The sequence below is a fragment of the Carnobacterium sp. genome (assembly GCF_049673005.1).
In the GTDB taxonomy this organism is placed as follows: Bacteria; Bacillota; Bacilli; order Lactobacillales; family Carnobacteriaceae; genus Carnobacterium_A.
This window is the reverse complement of record NZ_JBATXB010000109.1, coordinates 22,014-42,357: the sequence shown is the minus strand read 5'-3', so window position 1 is coordinate 42,357 and position 20,344 is coordinate 22,014. Positions and strand designations below refer to the sequence as shown.

The following is a 20,344-nucleotide window of genomic DNA, read 5'->3' as shown; positions in this document are numbered from 1 at the left end:
ATATAAAATGTTAACGTTTACATGTAGCGAAAATATAACTATTTGGAGGTTTTGAAGTTGAGTAAATTTAAAAGATTTTTATTAGGTTCAGCAGCATTATTAACAATGAGCACATTGGTTGCGTGTGGAAATTCAGATTCAGAAGAAGGATCAGATTCGTCAGGATCTGGGGAGAAGATTGGTGTAGCCTTTTATAAATACGATGACACATACATCTCATCTGTACGACAAGCATTAGAGGACGCTTCAAAAGGCGAAAAAGATGTTGAATTATTATTAAATGATTCTAAAGGAGATCAAGCAACACAAAACGATCAAATTGACGTCTTGATTCAAAAAGGCGTTAAAGTTTTATTAGTAAACGTTGTTGATACTGGTGCAGCACAAACAGTTATCGATAAGGCTTCGGCTGCAGATATTCCAGTGATTTTCTTTAACCGTGAGCCAGATGCAGACGTTTTGGCTGGCTACGATAAAGCTAGATTTGTTGGCACAAGACCAGAAGAAGCCGGCGTCATCCAAGGAGAAATGGTTGCTGAATTATGGAAAGCAGATAAAACATTAGATAAAAATGGCGATGGTGTTTTAAGCTATGTCATGTTAATGGGTGATGCAGATAATCCTGAAGCCATTGCTCGTACAAAATTCTCGGTATCAACAATTAAAGATGCGGGTATTGAAGTCAAAGAAATTGGACAACAAGTAGCAAACTGGGATGCGGATAAAGCTAATACAGCTGTTTCAGCTTGGTTATCACGTGAAGGCGACAACATTGAAGTTGTTTTAGCTAATAATGACTCAATGGCATCAGGCGCTATCTCAGCCTTACAATCTGGTGGGTACAATAATGGAGAGGATAAATATATTCCAGTATTTGGAGTAGACGCTACAGATGAAGCGGTCGATTTAATTTCTAAAAATTATATGTCAGGGACCGTTAAACAGGATGCTGTTGGTATGGCAGAAGCAATTTTTGCATTAGGAGTAAACGCTACTCAGGGCAAGGATTATATTGAAGGCACAGATTATGAATATGACGATACAGGAATTTCAATTCGTATCCCATACCAAGCATATTCTGGCAAAGAATAAAAAAAATCTGACTAATGATCTAAAGTAAATGGTTAGAGATAAAATAATAGGAGTTGAAAGGACGAGGTACCATTTCGCTAATCAATTCTTATTATTTTTTTAAAATTAAGAGTTAGATAGAGGCGGTGATTTATTTGGCAACACCTACTTACGTACTAGAAATGAAAAATATTGATAAGTTATTTCCTGGGGTAAAAGCGCTGGATCAAGCACAGTTGAGTCTAAGACCGGGGACCATACACGCTTTAATGGGTGAAAATGGGGCAGGAAAATCAACACTAATGAAATGTCTTTTTGGAATTTACACTGAAGATGCTGGAGATATATTAATTGATGGCGTACCGACAACATTCAAGAACCCTAAAGATGCATTAGAACATGGCGTTTCAATGGTTCATCAAGAATTAAATCAGGTAATGAGAAGAAGCATTATGGAAAACATTTGGTTAGGACGCTTTCCTGTTAAAGGTTTATTGGTTGACGAAAAGCAGATGTATAGTGACACAGAAAAAATATTTAAAGAATTAGACATTGATTTGAACCCTAAAAAAGAAATTGGAACATTATCTGTTTCCCAAAGACAGATGGTAGAAATTGCTAAGGCAGTTAGCTACGGTGCAAAAATTTTAGTATTAGATGAACCAACTTCTTCTCTTTCTGAAAAAGAAGTCAATCATTTGTTTAGAATTATCAATCAATTAAAAGCAGAAGGATGTGCTGTAGTTTATATCTCGCATAAAATGGAAGAAATTCTACGGATATCTGATGAGGTTACCATTATGCGCGATGGACAATGGGTAAGCACAACGCCATCAGCAGAATTAACAATGGGTAAAATTATTAACTTAATGGTTGGCCGAGAATTAAGCGACCGTTTTCCACCCAAGAATAATATCCCGGGAGAAGTTGTATTAGAAGTGAAAAATTTAACAGCAACTTATCAGCCTTCTATACAAGATGTATCTTTTACATTGAGAAAAGGTGAGGTATTAGGGGTAGCTGGTCTTGTTGGATCAAGACGAACAGAGTTGTTGGAAAATATTTTCGGTGTCGCTCACCATGAGTCAGGTGAAATACTACTTAATGGAAAAACAATTCAAAACAATCACTCCAGAGAGGCTATCAATAATGGTTTTGCATTTGTAACAGAGGAACGCAGAGCAACAGGGATATTCGGAGTATTAAGCATCACATTCAACACCGTCATTGCTAACTTAAATCACTATACAAAAAATGGGATAGTTAATGACAAACTAATGGAGAAAGATACAGCTGATGTCATTAAAAGCATGAACGTTAAAACGCCAAGTTCTAAAACACATATCGGAAGTTTATCTGGCGGAAATCAGCAAAAAGTGATTATCGGAAGATGGTTATTGACAGATGCAGATGTTTATTTATTAGACGAACCAACACGAGGCATTGATGTAGGAGCAAAATACGAAATTTATCAATTAATTTTAGAACTGGCAAACAAAGGTAAATCAGTCATTGTTGTTTCTAGTGAAATGGCCGAATTAATTGGAATAAGTGATCGGATGCTTGTTATGTCAAATGGTCGTGTTGCAGGAATTGATGAAACAAAAAATATGACACAAGAAGAGATTTTAAGATTGTCAGCGAAATTTATTTAATAAATTAAGTACTACAAAAGTTTAACTTTTAAGATCTTTTAAGAGAGGTGTAAAAATGGAGAACACGCAAAAGAAAATGTCCCTGAATGATTTTCTTCTAAATTATTCTTTATATATCGTACTAGGCGCTTTAATACTGGTTGTGATTATTATGGAGCCCTCATTTATTTCATTACAAAACATTACAAATATACTTGGACAAGCCTCAACTAGAATTATTATGGCATTAGGTGCTGCCGGGTTAATTATTTTAAAAGGCACAGACTTATCAGCCGGGCGTATTTTAGGGCTTTGTGCAGTTGTCGCCTCTTCCTTAGCACAGAGCACATCCTACGCTTCGAGAATGTATCCTAATTTACCAGCACTTCCATTGATATTGCCTTTATTAGCTGCAATAGCCGTTGGAATGATGTTTGGTGCTATTAACGGTTTCGGTGTAGCTAAACTAAAAGTTCACGCATTTATTATTACTCTTGGAACTCAGTTGATAGCTTATGGTCTATCGTGTATCTATATTGACCGTCCACCTAATGGGGCACAACCCATTGGTTCACTGGATGTACGTTACACAAATTTAGTTCGTAATACAGTAGATATCGGACCGGTTAAATTACCGTATATTATTTTCTATGCAGCGATTATCTCAGTCATTATGTGGTTTGTGTGGAACAAGACAAAATTAGGTAAAAATATGTATGCTATTGGTGGAAATACTGAAGCTGCTGAAGTATCTGGTGTTAATATTGTTAAAAACATCATGATTATCTTTCTTATTTCAGGTGTTTTATATGGGATTGCTGGATTCTTAGAAGCCGCACGTATTGGTTCGACGACAAGTAATACCGGATTGAACTATGATTTAGATGCCATCTCAGCAAGTGTAATTGGTGGGGTTTCATTCTCTGGTGGAGTTGGAACGATTCCGGGTGTCATCATGGGAGCGGTTATTCTACAATTTATCAACTATGGTTTGACATTTGTTGGCGTGAGCCCATACCTTCAATATATCATCAAAGGGCTAATCATCATTTTAGCTGTTTCTATTGATGTTCGTAAGTACATTGTTAAAAAATAAACGCACTAATCCAGATTGGAGAGGCTCATTTTGGAAGATTTAGAAAGTATTGACTTATCTCAAACAGAAGAACAAGCAAATGTAAAAAAAGTATTGGGCAAAGGATCACTTTATGAAAAAATTGATGTCAGTGTTGAATCGATGAATAAATTCATATTCGGCATCGTCATTGTACTAGTTCTTGTTTTAGGAATTGCGTTATTAGGTTAATAAAAAAAGGAGACATTCGCTTATTTGACTGAATTACTAGTCTTTAAAGTGACTGTCTTTTTTACTTATTGATTTACTTAAAGGTGTTGCCAACTAACGTTAGCGAATTGACTGAGTTAATTCACATAGGTTGTTATCTATATATGAAAGCGATATAATGAGAACGGGAAATAAATGATTAAAGAAGCGGAGTGATTCAATGTATCAAGCAGCAGAAGATCGTTACGAAAAAATGATCTATAATCGTGTAGGAAATAGTGGACTAAAATTACCAGCTTTATCGTTAGGTATGTGGCATAATTTTGGTGATGTAGATTTATTCGAAAATAGTCGTAAAATGGTTCACCGTGCTTTTGATTTGGGTATAACTCATTTCGACTTAGCGAATAATTATGGACCACCTGCAGGTAGTGCAGAAGAAAATTTTGGACGCATCTTAAAAAAAGATTTGCTTCCATATCGTGATGAATTAATTATCTCTAGTAAAGCCGGTTATTATATGTGGCCAGGACCTTATGGAGAATTTGGCTCTAAAAAGAATTTGACAGCAAGCATTGATCAAAGTCTAAATCGTATGGGACTAGATTATGTAGATATATTCTATTCTCACCGTCCAGATCCAGATACACCTTTTGAAGAAACAGCACAAGCGTTGGACTTAATGGTTCGTCAAGGGAAAGCTTTGTATATAGGAGTTTCTAATTATTCTGCTGAACAAACAACAGAAATTACAAAGATTTTTAAAGATCTTAAAACACCATTTATTATTCATCAACCATCCTATAGTATGTATAATCGTTGGATAGAAGACGGTTTACAAGATGTTTTAACAAAAAATCAATTAGGTTCTATAGCATTCAGTCCTTTAGCGCAAGGAATGTTAACAGATCGCTATCTTGACGGCATACCAGAAGACTCTAGAGCAGGACGGTCAAGTAGTATTTTCTTAGACGAAAAACAAGTTCATGCAAATATAGACAAGTCTAGAGCACTAAATGAAATTGCAAAACGACGCGGACAAACATTAGCTGAAATGGCAGTATCATGGGTCTTAAGAGATGGTAAAGTTACAAGTGTCTTAATAGGAGCAAGCAAGGTTAGCCAAATTGAAGATAATGTAAAAGCTTTAGAAAATCTTGATTTTACAGCAACTGAATTAGCTGAAATAGAAAAAACATTGCAACGTTAATCAATTAGTTTAGCGCATAAAGATTCACTGGTATTTCTATGCTCGGAGGGAAAGAATAAAATGTTAAACAGCATTCACCATGTAGCTATCATTGCATCGGATTATAAGAAGTCTAAAAATTTCTACACTGAAATATTAGGACTTGAAATTATTCGAGAAAATTATAGGCAAGAAAGAGACTCGTATAAGTTGGATTTAAAGATAGGGGAAAGTGAGATAGAACTATTTTCATTTCCCAATCCACCAAAACGTCCAACAACTCCAGAAGCTCGTGGGTTAAGACACTTATGTTTTTCTGTTGAAGATATCAACGATGTAGTCGATAAGTTAAATAAAAAAGGTATTGAAACGGAAGCTATTCGCGTAGATGAGTTCACGGGAGGATTATATACATTCTTGCAAGATCCAGATGGGCTACCCATTGAATTGTATATGGTTAAAGAGAAAAAATAAAAAGCAAGGAGAGTTCATATGGCCAAAAAAATGCTGCATACTTGTGTAAGGGTAAAAGATTTAGAGAAATCGATGGACTTTTATACAAATGTGCTAGGATTCCATGAAGTAAGAAAATCAGATTATCCAGATTCAAAGTTTACATTAGTTTATCTAGCTATTGAAGAAAGTGGATATGAATTAGAACTAACTTATAATTATGATCAATCCGAACCTTATGACTTAGGGAATGGATATGGACATATTGCTATTGGAGTAGATGATTTAGAGTCAACACATCAAGAATACAAAAACTCTGGTAATGAAGTAACAGAATTGAAAGTCCTGAGCGATGGAGCAGCGAATTACTTCTTTGTAATGGATCCAGATGGATATAAGATTGAAGTTATCCAAAATAAATAAGGTAGTTATCTAAAAAATAAAAAAAACGAGTCAGGAATAAATTTCCCTGACTCGTTTTTTAGTTTTTCTTGACTCCTATTTGTTCCATAAGATGCATTAAGTTTTTACTATGCCATGGGGAAGCAGCATTTTCTTGTGGGATAAGGTAATGTTCTGTGGGTTTAGTAGCAGCTTCATATTCAACAATAAGTTTATTGTCGGCAGCAGGTTCATCGAAATAAAGTTCTTTTATTTCACTTAATGGAATTTGGTTATAAATGCCTTCTTTTAACGTATTATCTTTTTCGTCTAAAGGCATTAAAACTAATTCATGTTCAGAAAAATTAATACAAAAAAACTTTTCTTTATCTTTTTTGAAGATAGAAGCAAGCCAATTTTCTTTAGATGGTATTTTTTCAGCTAAAATAGATTGCCCCTGTTTCGACTCTAAACCGTGTCGTTTTAGAAAGTTTAAAACAGTTTCTTCTTCCATTTTGTGAAGCCTCCTCTAACAATATGACTATAAAGTTTTGACTGAAATAGCTAAATTAAGTATAAGACAAATAATGACTATTTACCATTCTAACGCATGAAATAGTTAGAAAGATAACTAAATCAAAAAAATGTAAGGGCTTAATTTTTTTGTGGCCTTTTGCATTGAAATAGCTTATCCTTAAATAAAAGGAGTGGTTTAAATGTCTATCTTAGCATTTGACATAGGAGGAACATCCATTAAATATGGAATGTGGGAAAACGAAGAGTTAAGTCATAAAGGGAATGTTAAAACACCGTCAACGTGGGAAGAAATGAAACTGACCTTAAGGGAAATTAAAACTGAATTTGAAAAAGAATATACTATTGATGGTGTTGCATTTAGTTCACCTGGAGCAGTTAACCAACAAGAACGTACGATAGATGGAGCAAGTGCGGTGCCTTACATACACCATTTTCCAATTTACGATGAATTAGAAACGGAGTTTAATTGCCCAGTCTCTTTTGAAAATGATGCAAACTGCGCTGCTTTAGCTGAAACCTGGAAAGGTGCTGCAAAAGGCTTAAAAAATATTTTGTTTGTAGTTGTTGGTACAGGAATCGGAGGATCCGTCATTGTAGATGGTGAAATAAAACACGGAAAGCACCTATTTGGTGGCGAATTCGGATTTATGCTAATGACCCAAGATAAGACTTTTAGCGATCTAGGAACAGCTGTTAATATGGCTACACGCTATGCACTAAGAATGAATAAAGAAAAAGGAAGTATTTCAGGACAAGAAGTTTTTGAACTTGCCAAAGCAGGAGATTCGATAGCAAAAGAAGAAGTTTCAACATTTTATACTTATTTAGCCAGAGGGATCTTTAATTTACAGTATAGTTATGATCCTGAATTAATTCTAATCGGTGGTGGTGTGTCTAATAAACCAGATTTAATTGAAAAATTAGAAGAAGAATTTAATAAGATTAGTGAGATTGTAAAAATTGCACCCTTCAAGCCAATAATCAAAACTTGTGAGTTTAAAAATGATGCAAATTTAATTGGAGCCGTCTACAATTATAAGCAAAAACAAATAAACGAATAAAGTAAAGAAGGCGACGATCATGAAACTAGATTATAATGAAACGATTTTTTTTATTGGAGACAGTATCACGGACGTAGATCGAAATCGGGAAGATAAAAAAGATTTAGGAAAGGGGTATCCTTTATTAACGGCAGCTCATTTATTAGAGAGTTATCCTGAGCGACACTTGACGTTTATTAATCGAGGAATAAGTGGTGACAAAGTAGTAGATCTGATTAATCGCTGGAAAGAAGATTGTATCGAAATACAACCAACGGTTATTTCACTACTAATTGGAATAAATGATATCTGGCATAGTATAGACAAAGAAACGTGTACCATTCAAGAAAGTTTAGATACATTCGAGTTTTATTATCGGATATTAGTGCAAACGGCTAAAGAGCATACAAAGGCAAAAATTATATTAATTGAACCTTTTGTACTGAAGGATCCCGATGAACAAAGCCTATGGGAAGCGCAATTAAATCCACGGTTAAAAATTATTCGTAGATTAGCTAAAGAATATAACGCAGACTACTTAGAATTAGCTGATAAATTTAAAGAATACGGGAATAAATGGGGCAATCACTCCATTACGAATGATGGCGTTCACCCTACATTAGCCGGACATAGTCTGATTTCAAAGACTTGGTTAGAAAATCTAGAAATGAATTAAAGAATAAAAATAAAAAAACAGAAAAACCTTGTGTATAGAAAAAGAACATGGTATAGTTAGCTACATGCGATGAGTTGACTCTAACCAGGTGACTTCGGTCATTTCGCTGCGGCGACAAGTGGTTAGAATTTAGACAAGGCACACCGTACTTAGTACAACTGCAAGATGCAGGTGTTTGGACCCCTCTGTTTTGTGGAATTCATGGGACCTATTCATGAAAATGAATATTGTCGGAAAAAAGTACTGACTTTTGTCAGTGCTTTTTTTTTGTCTAAAAAATAAATTAAGTTAAGGGATTTATTCGACAAGAGAGAATGGCGACTTTTTGCATATTGATTACTATTGGCGTATGATGAATTGAGTTGACACTGTAAACAAGTAGATGTTAGAAAGAGGGGAATAACAAATGGATGTAATTGATTTGCATTGTGATGCATTATTAAAATTGCAACAGGCTGGTGGGAAATTAAACTTCAAAGATTCAGATGAGCTAAGTGTTAATTTAAATCGGTTGAAAGAAGGAAAAGTTAAAATCCAAGCCTTTGCTATTTTTATTGAACCTGATATTCTTGTAGAAGAAAAATATGCTTCAGCTTTAGAACAGATAAGGTACTATCAAAAAGAAGTTTTAGAAAAAAATCCTGAAATGAAACAAATAAAGGCATGGAACGATATAAAAAAATTGAAAGAAAATGAAATAGGCTCATTCTTAACCTTAGAAGGAGTAGAAGCCATAGGTAATGATTTGAACAAGTTAGATTATTTACTTGATTTAGGAGTAATGTCTGTAGGGTTAACATGGAATCCAGCTAATTTAGCTGCGGATGGTGTTCAAGAGCCGAGAGGCGGAGGGTTAACCTCTTTTGGATTTGATATAGTTGAAAAGTTAAATGAAAGAAAAGTATTGACTGACGTTTCTCATTTGAGTGTTGCTAGTTTCTGGGATGTAATGAAAGCAGCGAAATACCCTATTGCTTCACACTCCAATGTTTTTAGTTTGTGTGGACATGTAAGAAATTTAGATGATGATCAAATTAAAGCTCTAATTAATCGAGATGCAATGATTCATCTTGTTTTTAATCCACCATTTATTATAAATGAAGAAAATCAGAAGAGTTCTACAATAGACGATTTAGTCAAGCATTTTGAGGCACTTGTAGAGCTAGGAGGCTTAAACCATATTGGTTTTGGATCTGATTTTGATGGAATTAGTACACACGTTAAAGAGTTAAGACATACTGGCGAGATGCAAAATTTAGTGACTCGATTAGAAGGGACATTTTCAAAAGAAGAAGTTGAAGGGTTTGCTTCGAAAAACTTTTTGAAACATTTACCCAAATAATAAACGAAAACTAGGTTATTAAAAAATGAGGGGAGTTGAGAGTTATTTTCTCTTAGTTTATACCCAAGAATGAAAATAATTCAATAGACAATGAAAAAAATAAAAAAAATTATCTTAATTAGTGTGGGATGTCTGTCATTCGCGCTTGGGTTGATAGGGTCATTTTTACCTTTATTGCCAACCACACCTTTCTTGCTATTATCTTTATATTGCTTTACGCAAAGTTCAGAAAAATTTAATCAATGGTTAAAATCAACGAAAATTTATCAAGAATATGTTGGTGAATATTTAAAGTACCGCTCATTTACATTTGAAAAAAAAATAAAGATGTTAATCAGTATCTATATAATGGTTGGGATTTCAATCTATTTTATTCCACTATTGTTAGTAAAAGGAATGCTTATTTTTATGTTAATCTCTCAAACAGTCATTCTTCTGTTTTTTATTAAAACAAGAGAAAAAGAGACTATAGAAAAAAATTATGAAACGAAAATGAATGAGATAAAGTGACTGAAAAAAGCAGATACATAAGTGGTGAAACCACATAAGTATCTGCTTTTAATCGTTTTAAAAAATAGTAAAACCGTAAAAGTATTAACTTTTACGGTAGATAACATTAAAAATTAAGATTACTTTACATTTGTTTAATACCCTATTGGAAGTTTTTCTTGCAACTTTTTTAATTCTAATTTCCGGACATCTCTTGGTAAGAATCGACGAATATCTTCTTCGTTAAATCCGATTTGCAGTCTTTTTTCATCTATTAAAATGGGGCGTCGAATTAAACCAGGATTCTTCAAAATTAAATGAAGTAATTCTCCTAAGGCCATATCTTCTATACTGATATTAAGATTATGAAAAACTTGAGAGCGAAAAGAAATGATTTCTTCTGTTCCACTTTCTGTTAGACTCAATATTCGTTTAAGTTCGTTAATCGTTAACGGTTCCTTAAAGATATTTTTTTCAAGATAATCAATATTGTTTTCTTCTAACCAGGTACGGGCCTTGCGACATGATGCACAGCTCGGGGAAGTGTATAGTGTAATCATTTTTGTCCTCCTTTTAAGTCAAAGCGAAGTTAACTAAGTAAGTGGAGCGGTGAGATAATGAGACGAGTATAATGGTGCTCTTAATATAACTTAAGTATAGAAGTAAAAAAAAGAAAATGCAATAGCAATAAGGTCTTTTTTGAACAAACAATGCACTTAAGTCTGTATTTAAGACAAAAATCACTTTTGGATAAAGCGTCTAAAGAAAGCTAATAAATCACAATCAAATAGTTTTGATTACTAGGTTGTGTAGTTTTCGTTTCTATGATAAAATAAAACAAGATTTATTGACTAAAATGCTATAAAGATGGAGGATAGAGATGAAAAAAGTTCCTGTTTTTTCTAAAAAATATTTAATTACAAATGAAGTGTTAAACGCAGTTACGCATGGTATTGGTGTTGGTTTGAGCATTGCTGGATTAATTGTTTTAATCTTAAAAGGAATGAATTCAGGATCAATGATTGAATTAGTATCTTATATTCTATTTGGATCTTCACTTATCTTGCTCTATCTATGCTCAACTCTTTACCATAGTTTAATTTTTACACCAGCTAGAAAATTATTTAAAATCTTTGATCATAGCAGTATTTATATCTTGATAGCAGGAAGCTATACACCTTTATGTCTAGTTACAATTGGTGGTACAAAAGGCTGGACATTATTTTATGTCGTTTGGGCAATCGCTTTTTTAGGAGTTATTTATAAGAGCCTTTGGATAGAAAAATTTAGAAATGTTTCTACATTTTTATACATTGGTATGGGTTGGTTGTGTTTAGTAGCAATTAAAGAGCTCTATACAGGATTAGGGTTTAATGGATTTGGTTTATTATTAACTGGAGGATTAGCATTTACAATCGGAGCCGCTTTTTATAGTATGCGTTCTGTAAAGTATATGCATGTATTATGGCATCTGTTTGTTATGACTGGAACAGCCTTCATTTATTTTACGATTTTATTTTATGTTTAGGCTTATTTAAACTTATAAAAGCTGTTTCTATTTATTTCATAAGTTTGACGAAATAAATAGAGATTGCTTTTTTGATTTCTTATTTCAAATCATAAAAAATATCTATTCAATAAAGGGTTAAAATGGTCACTTTCTCGCTATTTTGTTAAAATAAACTCATAAGATGAATTAAAAACGATTTTTAATTAACACGAACAAAAGAAAAAGTTTTCTTTATTTATGTATTGACGAAAACATTTCCATAAAGTAGAATAGGCGAAGAAGATAAATTAGATAGGGAGTGGAAAAAATGAAAACGTTTTTTGAAAAAGCACAACAGTTTGGAAAATCTTTTATGTTACCGATTGCAATACTTCCAGCTGCAGGTTTGTTACTAGGAATTGGAGGCGCGTTGTCAAATCCTAATACGATTGTTGCTTATCCGATATTAGACATTAGTTGGTTGCAAGCTATATTTACTATTATGAGTAGCGCAGGTAATATTGTTTTTGCTAACTTACCAGTTATTTTTGCAGTTGGGGTAGCAATAGGATTAGCACGCAATGATAAAGGTACGGCCGCTTTAGCTGCACTAATTGGCTATTTAGTTATGCACTCTACAACAAATGCTATTCTTGGATTAACTGGAAACTTAGTAACCGAAGACTTAGCTTCTGTAGGCCAAGGAGTTACGTTAGGAATTCAAACGCTGGAATCAGGAGTTTTTGGCGGTATATTAGTAGGGGTAATGGCGTCATGGTTGCATAATCGTTTTTATAAAATTGAATTGCCACAATACCTTGGTTTCTTTGGTGGATCTCGTTTTGTTCCAATCATTACATCATTTGGAGCAATTATTTTAGGAAGCATCATGTACTTGGTTTGGCCTCTTTTCCAAAGCGTTATTTTCAGTGTCGGAGATGTCGTTAATGCAACAGGATATATTGGAACATTTTTCTATGGATTTATCTTACGCTTATTAGGACCTTTTGGATTGCATCATATTTTCTATTTGCCTTTCTGGCAAACTGCGTTAGGTGGAACATTAGAAGTTGGAGGAAATTTAGTACAAGGAACACAAAACATTTTCTTTGCGCAACTAGCTGATCCTACAACAGTTCAATTTTTTGAAGGAACATCACGTTTTATGTCTGGTCGTTTTATCACAATGATGTTTGGTTTAGTGGGAGCTGCGCTTGCAATTTATCATACGGCGAAACCTGAAAATAAAAAAGTAGTTGGTGGATTGATGTTATCAGCCGCATTGACTTCTTTCTTAACAGGAATTACTGAACCATTAGAATTTTCATTCTTATTTATTGCTCCTGCACTATATGTAGTTCATGCGTTCTTTGATGGATTAGCATTTATGTTGGCACATATTTTTGAAATCACTATTGGGCAAACGTTCTCAGGTGGATTTATTGATTTCTTACTTTTCGGAGTCTTACAAGGGAATGCGAAAACTCACTGGATTACCGTTGTTTTAATTGGGATTGTCTGGTTCTTCCTATACTACTTCACATTCAAATTCCTTATTTTGAAATTTAACTTTAAAACACCTGGACGCACAGATGAATTAGAAGTAGCAGAAACTAAGGAAAAGCCTGAGGGTAGAGCATTAAACATTATTAATGCATTAGGTGGAGAAGAGAATGTTGTTAACGTTGATAATTGTGCAACACGTTTACGTATAACCGTAAAAGATGGTACTAAAGTAAACCAAGAAGCTTTGAAAGAGACAGGAAGTAAAGGTGTCTTGATTAGAGGAAACGGTGTACAAGTCATTTATGGACCTCAAGTCACCGTAATCAAAAATGAAGTAACTGAAATTTTAGGAGATGAATAAATAATGAATATGTTAGAAATAGTCAAATCAAAATTAATCGTCTCGTGTCAAGCATTAGAAGACGAACCCTTGCATAGTTCTTATATTATGGGACGAATGGCTGTAGCAGTTGAAGAGGGCGGCGCTAGTGGAATTAGAGCTAATTCAAAAGAAGACATCATTGAAATTAAAAAGAATACAAAGCTTCCAGTTGTTGGAATCGTCAAACGTGATTACGAAGATTCAGAAATATATATCACGGCTACTATGAAAGAGATTGATGAGTTAGCTGAATCTAAGTGTGAAATGATCGCGTTAGATGCGACATGTCGCAAACGCCATAATGATGAAAAATTAGCTGATTTTGTTAAAGCAATTCGTTTGAAATATCCAACGATTCTATTGATGGCTGACATTTCAACTATTGAAGAAGCAATTGAAGCAGATAAGTTAGGTTTTGATTGCGTTTCAACAACCTTGATGGGCTATACAAAAGAATCTGAAGGACACAATATTGCGGATGATGACTTTGCTAGACTAAAAGAAATTTTAAAAACAGTTAACATTCCTGTTATTGCTGAAGGACATGTAGATACCCCTGAAAAAGCAAAAAGATGTAAAGATTTAGGTGTGTTTTCAATGGTTGTTGGTAGTGCAATTACAAGACCACAGTTAATTACAAAAACGTTTGTCGATAAAATTAACGAATAATAGTAAAAATAACAGAACCTGGTATGTATAGTGACACCAAAAAGCTGGACTTTTTCAGAGTAGAGAAATCTACTCTGTTTTTTTATTGTTAAGTTAACATTGAAACTCTAATAGTGTAAGTTGAATCAATAAAATAAGGATATGGGTTACAAGTATAACCTTTGGGAATTAAAAAATTAACCTTGAATTTTACGCCTAGTGAATAGAAATTAAGCTGATGAGAAATACTAGTTAGATAAGTATAACTACCAGAAAAAATGAGTTCAAAAAATCTTTCGAATTCATTCTTTTTTGTGTTACTATCTAAGTTGAGATTTATTGATATTGACACTAGAATCTTTACCAATAGAATGATACTATAACGCTTAGATGACTATAAAAAAAGACTCATTTTAAAGTTTAGACTATAGCGCTTAATTTCATTTTATTCTTATAAAAAGAAGATAAAAAATACAGAAGTAACTTGGAGGACAAACTATACTATGAAAATTGTTATTGTTGGTGGAGGAAAAGTTGGCGAATTTCTTTGTGCCGCACTATCTACAGAAGGAAATGACGTTATCCTCATTGAGAAAAACAGTCGGATTTTGGAAAAAATTGTAAATAAAACTGAAATAATAGGAATAGTTGGCAATGGTGCAAACTATGATGCTCAGCTAGAAGCGAATGTACCTGAATGTGATGTATTTATTGCAGTGACAGAAACAGATGAAATTAATATGATTGCTTCTATTATAGCGAAGAAATTAGGAGCTAAAAATACAATTTTAAGAGCTAGGGATAAAGAATATTCTACTCATATTGATTTTCTTCGTGAAAGTTTAGGAATTACAATGCTAATTAATCCTGAATTAGAGGCAGCTAAGCATATGGCTAACCTAATCAAGTTCCCATCAGCGTTAAGTGTTGAATCATTTGTATACGGTCGAGTGAATATGGTAGAACTAGAAATTAAAGAGAAAAGTAAACTGGATAATATCAATTTAGTTCAATTCAAAAATCAACATAAAGATATAATGGTTATGATTGTTCTTAGAGGAGAGCAAGCCTTTATTCCTTTTGGGGAGAGTGTTCTGCAAAAAGGGGACCGTATTTATGTAACTGGTGGACAAAAACAGTTAAATAAATTTTATAAAGCGGCAGGTTCTTATAAAGAAAAAATTAGGTCAGTAATGATAATCGGTGGAGGAAGAATTACCTATTATTTATTAACGCTACTTGCTCCTTTAAAGCTAAACATCAAGGTTATTGAGCATAACGAGAAGAAAGCAACAGAACTAAGCAGCCACTTTCCAGAGGTAGTTGTCATTGATGGTGATGGAACAGATCAAACGCTGTTAGATGAAGAACGGATGGAAACCTATGACGCCGTCATTAGTTTAACTGGAGTAGATGAAGAAAATGTTATCAATTCAATGTATGCTGCTAAAAAAAATATAAAGAAAATAATTACTAAAATTAATCGAATTTCATTAATGAAAATACTTGGTAGTGTTGGGTTGCAATCAGTCATTACACCAAAACGAATTATTGCCAATTCAATTATTCGTTTTGTTCGATCATTAGAAGAATCTGAAGGTTCAGATGTTGAGGCGTTGTATCGTTTAGCGGATGACCAAGTAGAAGTGCTTCAATTTAAAGTAAAAGAAACAAGCAAAATTATAAATATACCTTTAAGTCAGTTGAATACTAAGAATAATCTTTTAATTGCTTATATTATTAGGAAAAAGAAAGTTATTTTCCCTGATGGAAGAGATGTCATTAAGCCAAAAGATTATGTTGTTGTAGTAAGTGCAAATGGTTATTTCAACGATATTGATGATATCAGAAAGCCAAAGAAGGTTAAGAAAAATGAATAAGTCGGTTGTTAAATTTATAATCGGAAGAATTTTGAGAATCGAAGCGCTCCTAATGATAGCTCCTTTGATAGTTAGTTTTATTTATCAAGAGGATAGTTTGTATCAATTCAGTTTTTTGATAGTGATGTTAGCATTAGTCATAATTAGTTATTTATTGTGTAGAGGTGAAGTTGATAAACGACAGATGTATGCAAAAGAAGGATTTGTCATTGTTGCATTGTCATGGATAGTACTCTCATTTTTTGGGTCTTTACCATTTGTAATAAGCGGAGATATCCCTTCATTCGTAGATGCGTTTTTTGAAACGAGTAGTGGATTTACAACGACAGGTTCAAGTATATTAACAGACGTGGAAGCATTAGCTCACTCAATGTTATTTTGGAGAAGCTTTACGCATTTAGTTGGAGGCATGGGTGTACTTGTCTTTGCACTCGCTGTGATGCCACAAACTGGATCAGAGTCTGTTCACATCATGAAGGCAGAAGTCCCAGGTCCAGTATTTGGTAAAGTTGTAGCAAAACTGTCTTCCTCAGCTAGAATATTGTACATGATTTATCTTTCAATGACTGCGATTATGGTTATATTGTTGCTTTTTGGGGGCATGAATTTATTTGACTCTCTTCTTCATGCGTTCGGTACAGCAGGTACAGGAGGTTTTGGAGTACGAAATGGGAGTATCTTAGCCTATGATAGTGCGTATATTGATATTGTTTTGAGTGTAGGTATGATCTTATTTGGAATTAACTTTAACTTGTATTATTTTATATTAATTGGACACGTAAAAGAGGCTTTTAGCAGTGAAGAACTTCGTTGGTATTTTGCAATTATTGGATCAGCAGTTTTATTAATTTGCCTAAATATTTTTACTACCTATGAATCTATTGGAACGATGATAAGAGATGTATTCTTTTCTGTATCTTCAATAATTACAACCACAGGCTTTTCAACTGTGAATTTTGGGGAATGGCCGTTATTTTCACGAGTGATATTGTTGCTACTGATGTTTTTTGGTGGCTGTGCTGGATCAACAGCCGGTGGATTAAAAATATCAAGAGTAGCATTGCTTTTAAAATCAGCGGTTGCTGAATTTAAAAGAATGAGTCACCCAAATCGAATTGTAGTCATAAAACATGAAAAGAAAACAATCGAACGAGATACTATTCGTAGCGTGGTAAACTATTTACTTGTTTATATTGTTATTTTTATAGGTTTAGTGTTAATTATTTCATTAGATTTTAATGATTTTGAATCTGCATTTAGTTCAATTGTTGCAACATTTAATAATATTGGACCTGGTCTAGGCGTCGTTGGTCCAATGGGAGGCTATTCAGGTCTTTCTAATTGGTCTAAAATGTTACTTTCTTTTGTTATGATTGCAGGACGACTAGAGATTTTCCCAATTATCATTCTCTTTTCTAGCAAAACGTGGAGAAGATAAATAGAATTAAATCAAAAAAGCTATAGAAAAAAATCTATAGCTTTTTTGATTTAATTTAGTTCTAAAGCAAGTAATGTTTTTATTCGATTAGCTAAGTACGTTTCATTTTCAAGAAGAGCATAACATAAAATATCTAAAATAAAGTAAATAGGGAGTTGACTATTGATAAAACGCTCGTCTACAATCGTTCTATTATCTGAGGCAAATAAAACATCTGTAGCCATTGTTGTAAGACTAGTATGATTTCTATTCGTAATAGCAAATATAGTTGCTTTTTCTTTTTTTGCGGTTTCACAAGTTTGGACAACAGCATCCGTTTCACCAGAGTTTGAAATAGCTATTAACAGATCACCTTCTTTTAGTAATGTGGCGCTCATAATCATCATATGAGGATCTGTTACAGCATCCACGACAATTCCCATTCTAGCCAGACGGTTGCCAAATTCTAAGGCACTAAGGCCAGAACTTCCTAGTCCACAAACAACTACTTTATGAGCACTTTGAATGGCTTCTATTAATCCAGAAATCTGTAAAGGATTGATTAATTGGGAAGAAGAATAGATTAACTGATTATAATAATCGGTTATTTTTTCTGTTAGCTGAACAGGAGCAGGCGTCAATTGTAATTCTTGTCCAACAAGAGTTTTGAATTCTGAAAAACTCTGATACTTTAATTTATGACAAAAACGGGTAATAGTTGCGTTTGAAGCATCTGTTAGCTTTGCCAATTCTTTAATATTCCATAAATCAACATCTTTTTGGTTCTCTAAAACAAAATTGGCTATAAGCTTATCTTTTTTTGTTAGAAGACTGTAATTTTGCGAAATACGATTTGAAAGATTCAGGTTATTTATCATTTTTAGACCTACCTATACATTCTTTTTCTTTTAGAATACCATTTTACTGTATTTTATACAAAGGAGTTAGGAAGAAATAGTTTTTTAATAATATAATATGAGATGGTGCTATTCGCCGAGCTAAATGGATTAAGAAGTTATTCGTAAGTATTTAAAATGGGAAAGATAATTATTTTCATAAAAAACACTTGTAAAAATAAATACCGTATGATAATGTATTAAATGTAAGCGTAACCAAAAACAGCGTCTTTATGATAAATGAGGTGAGTTAACTAAGTGTCTAACATTACGTAACTTTGTTCTTTAGCTTAATGGTTATCTAGAAAATTAAAAAAGATAAAAAATTAGAAATTAAAAATTATGAAGAGGTGACGAAAATGGGGAAAATATATTCAGCATTATTAGTAGCATATGATGAAAATGGAGAAATTTACGAAAAAGGATTAAGAGAAATAGTAAGGTACAATATCGATCAAAATAAAGTAGACGGTATTTATGTAGGGGGTAGTACTGGAGAAAACTTTATGCTAGATACGTCAGAAAAGAAACGTATTTTTGAAATCGCTTACGAAGAGACGAAAGGAGCAGTTGATTTAATAGCGCAAGTTGGTTCAGTAAATTTAAAAGAAGCTAAAGAATTAGCAAAATTTGTTACTGAGTTAGGATATAAAACCATTTCAGCTGTTACACCTTTTTACTATAAATTTGATTTTGAAGAAATAAAAAACTATTACAATAGTATTTTAGAAAATATTGATACAAAAATGATTCTTTATTCTATTCCAGCTTTAACAGGTGTTTCTATTTCTGAAGATCAGTTTGCTGAATTGTTTGAAAATCCAAAGATTGTTGGAATTAAGTTTACTGCTGGAGATTTTTATTTACTAGAACGTGTTAGAAATCGTTTTCCGGATAAAATTATCTATTCTGGATTTGATGAAATGTTGTTACCAGCTGTTTCTTTAGGTGTAGATGGAGCAATCGGATCAACATTCAATGTTAATGCACGAAAAGCACGAGCAACCTTTGAAGCTGCTGAAAAAGGAGATATGGTTGAAGCAAGAAAACTTCAAAGCGAATCTAATGATTTAATTACAGATTTACTCTCAAATGGTTTATACAATACTATTAAACTATTGTTAACTGAACTAGGCGTAGATGCTCAATATTGCCGCGAACCTATGAAGAAACCAAATCATGAACAAAGAGCAAGAACTAAAGAGATATACAAAAAATATTTTAATCATTAAGGAGCGTTTTTTATGAGAAATCAGTTCTTAGAACAAATAAAAAATGGTGTAATTGTTTCCTGTCAAGCTTTACCAGATGAACCTTTACATAGTTCTTTTATTATGTCTAGGATGGCTAAGGCTGCAAAAGAAGCTGGTGCTGTTGGAATAAGATCAAACTCTATTGTAGATATCCAAGCAATACAAGATACCGTGAGCTTACCAATTATCGGAATAATAAAAAAAGAGTACGATCATTCAGAGGTATTTATCACACCAACGCTGAAAGAGATACGAGCTGTTTGTGCGACGAATGTTGAAGTTGTTGCAATTGATGCAACACTTAGATCTAGACCTGATAATATGGATCTTTCCGATATAATTGAGCAGATAAAAAAAGAATATCCAAATACTTTATTAATGGCAGATACCTCTTGTTTAGAAGATGTAAAAGCAGCGAACGAGAGCGGTTTCGATATTATTGGAACGACTCTATATGGCTATACAGCAGATACAAAAGGCTTTGATATTAGTGACAATGATTTTGATTACCTAAAAAAAGTTTTAGAAATTGCAACACTACCTGTTATAGCTGAAGGGAAAATAAATCTACCAGAAAAAGTCAAACGCGTTTTAGAATTAGGTTGTACTTCAGTTGTAGTGGGTGGAGCTATCACTCGTCCGCAAGAAATTGCAGAACGGTTTGTTCATGCAGCAACATTAGTAAACGGGAATAGATAAATAAGGGAGGAGGTCATCATGCAAAAAAAGAATGAAACTCAATCTAACGAATTGAATACAACGAATTCAACTATTGC

21 protein-coding genes are annotated in these 20,344 nt (G+C 33.3%); 18 read left to right on the top strand and 3 right to left on the bottom strand.

Annotated elements, in window-relative coordinates; genetic code table 11:
• Nucleotides 1-57: 57 nt before the first annotated feature.
• The 7 genes from WBF61_RS07975 to WBF61_RS07945 all read left to right on the top strand — a co-directional run bounded on the left by WBF61_RS07975 (nt 58) and on the right by WBF61_RS07945 (nt 6,055).
• The gene (locus WBF61_RS07975) at nt 58-1,092 is read left to right on the top strand and encodes a galactose ABC transporter substrate-binding protein (protein ID WP_424255457.1); all 1,035 of its coding nucleotides are present in this window, start codon (nt 58-60) and stop codon (nt 1,090-1,092) included.
• A gap of 134 nt (nt 1,093-1,226) precedes the next feature.
• A complete protein-coding gene (mglA, locus tag WBF61_RS07970) occupies nt 1,227-2,726 on the top strand; it encodes a galactose/methyl galactoside ABC transporter ATP-binding protein MglA (RefSeq protein WP_424255455.1) in 1,500 nt (499 codons plus the stop codon).
• A 55-nt stretch (nt 2,727-2,781) separates the two neighbouring features.
• On the top strand, nt 2,782-3,801 hold the full coding sequence (mglC, locus tag WBF61_RS07965; protein ID WP_424255453.1) for a galactose/methyl galactoside ABC transporter permease MglC: 1,020 nt from the start codon (nt 2,782-2,784) through the stop codon (nt 3,799-3,801).
• A 30-nt stretch (nt 3,802-3,831) separates the two neighbouring features.
• Nucleotides 3,832-4,011: a hypothetical protein gene (locus tag WBF61_RS07960; RefSeq protein WP_424255452.1), complete on the top strand. Its 180-nt coding sequence runs from the start codon at nt 3,832-3,834 to the stop codon at nt 4,009-4,011.
• A 199-nt stretch (nt 4,012-4,210) separates the two neighbouring features.
• Nucleotides 4,211-5,200, top strand: coding sequence for an L-glyceraldehyde 3-phosphate reductase (gene mgrA / locus WBF61_RS07955; RefSeq protein WP_424255450.1), 990 nt, complete (start codon nt 4,211-4,213; stop codon nt 5,198-5,200).
• A 60-nt stretch (nt 5,201-5,260) separates the two neighbouring features.
• Nucleotides 5,261-5,653, top strand: coding sequence for a VOC family protein (locus tag WBF61_RS07950; protein WP_424255449.1), 393 nt, complete (start codon nt 5,261-5,263; stop codon nt 5,651-5,653).
• An 18-nt stretch (nt 5,654-5,671) separates the two neighbouring features.
• Nucleotides 5,672-6,055 carry a VOC family protein gene (locus WBF61_RS07945; protein WP_424255447.1) on the top strand — a complete coding sequence of 128 codons (384 nt, stop codon included), beginning with the start codon at nt 5,672-5,674 and terminating at the stop codon, nt 6,053-6,055.
• 58 nt (nt 6,056-6,113) lie between these two features.
• On the opposite strand, the gene WBF61_RS07940 is transcribed toward WBF61_RS07945, so the two are convergent.
• Complete coding sequence (locus WBF61_RS07940) at nt 6,114-6,527, bottom strand: hypothetical protein (RefSeq protein ID WP_424255445.1); 414 nt, start codon at nt 6,525-6,527, stop codon at nt 6,114-6,116.
• 202 nt (nt 6,528-6,729) lie between these two features.
• On the opposite strand from WBF61_RS07940, the gene WBF61_RS07935 reads away from it, so the two are divergent.
• The 4 genes from WBF61_RS07935 to WBF61_RS07920 all read left to right on the top strand — a co-directional run bounded on the left by WBF61_RS07935 (nt 6,730) and on the right by WBF61_RS07920 (nt 10,118).
• Nucleotides 6,730-7,611 carry an ROK family protein gene (locus WBF61_RS07935; protein ID WP_424255443.1) on the top strand — a complete coding sequence of 294 codons (882 nt, stop codon included), beginning with the start codon at nt 6,730-6,732 and terminating at the stop codon, nt 7,609-7,611.
• A gap of 19 nt (nt 7,612-7,630) precedes the next feature.
• Nucleotides 7,631-8,266, top strand: coding sequence for an SGNH/GDSL hydrolase family protein (locus WBF61_RS07930; protein ID WP_424255441.1), 636 nt, complete (start codon nt 7,631-7,633; stop codon nt 8,264-8,266).
• A 406-nt stretch (nt 8,267-8,672) separates the two neighbouring features.
• The gene (locus WBF61_RS07925; protein ID WP_424255439.1) at nt 8,673-9,608 is read left to right on the top strand and encodes a dipeptidase; all 936 of its coding nucleotides are present in this window, start codon (nt 8,673-8,675) and stop codon (nt 9,606-9,608) included.
• A gap of 90 nt (nt 9,609-9,698) precedes the next feature.
• Nucleotides 9,699-10,118 (top strand): YbaN family protein, encoded by a 420-nt coding sequence (locus tag WBF61_RS07920; RefSeq protein WP_424255437.1) that lies wholly within the window; start codon nt 9,699-9,701, stop codon nt 10,116-10,118.
• Between the two features lie 134 nt (nt 10,119-10,252).
• Here the strand turns inward: WBF61_RS07920 and spxA are convergent, their stop codons facing one another.
• The gene (spxA, locus tag WBF61_RS07915; RefSeq protein WP_424255435.1) at nt 10,253-10,657 is read right to left on the bottom strand and encodes a transcriptional regulator SpxA; all 405 of its coding nucleotides are present in this window, start codon (nt 10,655-10,657) and stop codon (nt 10,253-10,255) included.
• Between the two features lie 320 nt (nt 10,658-10,977).
• Here spxA and trhA point away from each other — a divergent pair, with 320 nt between their 5' ends.
• The 5 genes from trhA to WBF61_RS07890 all read left to right on the top strand — a co-directional run bounded on the left by trhA (nt 10,978) and on the right by WBF61_RS07890 (nt 17,440).
• Complete coding sequence (gene trhA / locus WBF61_RS07910) at nt 10,978-11,625, top strand: PAQR family membrane homeostasis protein TrhA (RefSeq protein WP_424255433.1); 648 nt, start codon at nt 10,978-10,980, stop codon at nt 11,623-11,625.
• 289 nt (nt 11,626-11,914) lie between these two features.
• The gene (ptsG, locus tag WBF61_RS07905; RefSeq protein ID WP_424255431.1) at nt 11,915-13,453 is read left to right on the top strand and encodes a glucose-specific PTS transporter subunit IIBC; all 1,539 of its coding nucleotides are present in this window, start codon (nt 11,915-11,917) and stop codon (nt 13,451-13,453) included.
• 3 nt (nt 13,454-13,456) lie between these two features.
• A complete protein-coding gene (locus WBF61_RS07900) occupies nt 13,457-14,143 on the top strand; it encodes an N-acetylmannosamine-6-phosphate 2-epimerase (RefSeq protein WP_424255429.1) in 687 nt (228 codons plus the stop codon).
• 482 nt (nt 14,144-14,625) lie between these two features.
• Nucleotides 14,626-16,002 (top strand): Trk system potassium transporter TrkA, encoded by a 1,377-nt coding sequence (gene trkA / locus WBF61_RS07895; protein WP_424255427.1) that lies wholly within the window; start codon nt 14,626-14,628, stop codon nt 16,000-16,002.
• Nucleotides 15,995-17,440, top strand: coding sequence for a TrkH family potassium uptake protein (locus WBF61_RS07890; RefSeq protein ID WP_424255425.1), 1,446 nt, complete (start codon nt 15,995-15,997; stop codon nt 17,438-17,440). The genes trkA and WBF61_RS07890 overlap by 8 nt, the downstream gene beginning before the upstream one ends.
• 50 nt (nt 17,441-17,490) lie before the next feature.
• Here the strand turns inward: WBF61_RS07890 and WBF61_RS07885 are convergent, their stop codons facing one another.
• On the bottom strand, nt 17,491-18,297 hold the full coding sequence (locus WBF61_RS07885; protein WP_424255423.1) for a MurR/RpiR family transcriptional regulator: 807 nt from the start codon (nt 18,295-18,297) through the stop codon (nt 17,491-17,493).
• Nucleotides 18,298-18,674: 377 nt separating this feature from the next.
• On the opposite strand from WBF61_RS07885, the gene WBF61_RS07880 reads away from it, so the two are divergent.
• Both WBF61_RS07880 and WBF61_RS07875 read left to right on the top strand, forming a co-directional pair.
• Complete coding sequence (locus WBF61_RS07880; protein ID WP_424255422.1) at nt 18,675-19,547, top strand: N-acetylneuraminate lyase; 873 nt, start codon at nt 18,675-18,677, stop codon at nt 19,545-19,547.
• Between the two features lie 12 nt (nt 19,548-19,559).
• Nucleotides 19,560-20,267 (top strand): N-acetylmannosamine-6-phosphate 2-epimerase, encoded by a 708-nt coding sequence (locus WBF61_RS07875; protein WP_424255420.1) that lies wholly within the window; start codon nt 19,560-19,562, stop codon nt 20,265-20,267.
• The last annotated feature ends 77 nt before the right edge of the window (nt 20,268-20,344 follow it).

Bases quoted from the DNA above. Each gene is read 5' to 3' on its own strand.
- WBF61_RS07885 (WP_424255423.1), bottom strand. From the start codon at position 18,297: ATGATAAATAACCTGAATCTTTCAAATCGTATTTCGCAAAATTACAGT.
- WBF61_RS07930 (WP_424255441.1), top strand. From the start codon at position 7,631: ATGAAACTAGATTATAATGAAACGATTTTTTTTATTGGAGACAGTATC.
- ptsG (WP_424255431.1), top strand. From the start codon at position 11,915: ATGAAAACGTTTTTTGAAAAAGCACAACAGTTTGGAAAATCTTTTATG.
- trhA (WP_424255433.1), top strand. From the start codon at position 10,978: ATGAAAAAAGTTCCTGTTTTTTCTAAAAAATATTTAATTACAAATGAA.
- WBF61_RS07875 (WP_424255420.1), top strand. From the start codon at position 19,560: ATGAGAAATCAGTTCTTAGAACAAATAAAAAATGGTGTAATTGTTTCC.
- WBF61_RS07950 (WP_424255449.1), top strand. From the start codon at position 5,261: ATGTTAAACAGCATTCACCATGTAGCTATCATTGCATCGGATTATAAG.
- WBF61_RS07880 (WP_424255422.1), top strand. From the start codon at position 18,675: ATGGGGAAAATATATTCAGCATTATTAGTAGCATATGATGAAAATGGA.
- WBF61_RS07945 (WP_424255447.1), top strand. From the start codon at position 5,672: ATGGCCAAAAAAATGCTGCATACTTGTGTAAGGGTAAAAGATTTAGAG.
- WBF61_RS07925 (WP_424255439.1), top strand. From the start codon at position 8,673: ATGGATGTAATTGATTTGCATTGTGATGCATTATTAAAATTGCAACAG.
- mgrA (WP_424255450.1), top strand. From the start codon at position 4,211: ATGTATCAAGCAGCAGAAGATCGTTACGAAAAAATGATCTATAATCGT.
- mglC (WP_424255453.1), top strand. From the start codon at position 2,782: ATGGAGAACACGCAAAAGAAAATGTCCCTGAATGATTTTCTTCTAAAT.
- WBF61_RS07900 (WP_424255429.1), top strand. From the start codon at position 13,457: ATGAATATGTTAGAAATAGTCAAATCAAAATTAATCGTCTCGTGTCAA.
- WBF61_RS07940 (WP_424255445.1), bottom strand. From the start codon at position 6,527: ATGGAAGAAGAAACTGTTTTAAACTTTCTAAAACGACACGGTTTAGAG.
- WBF61_RS07920 (WP_424255437.1), top strand. From the start codon at position 9,699: ATGAAAAAAATAAAAAAAATTATCTTAATTAGTGTGGGATGTCTGTCA.
- WBF61_RS07890 (WP_424255425.1), top strand. From the start codon at position 15,995: ATGAATAAGTCGGTTGTTAAATTTATAATCGGAAGAATTTTGAGAATC.
- WBF61_RS07935 (WP_424255443.1), top strand. From the start codon at position 6,730: ATGTCTATCTTAGCATTTGACATAGGAGGAACATCCATTAAATATGGA.
- spxA (WP_424255435.1), bottom strand. From the start codon at position 10,657: ATGATTACACTATACACTTCCCCGAGCTGTGCATCATGTCGCAAGGCC.
- trkA (WP_424255427.1), top strand. From the start codon at position 14,626: ATGAAAATTGTTATTGTTGGTGGAGGAAAAGTTGGCGAATTTCTTTGT.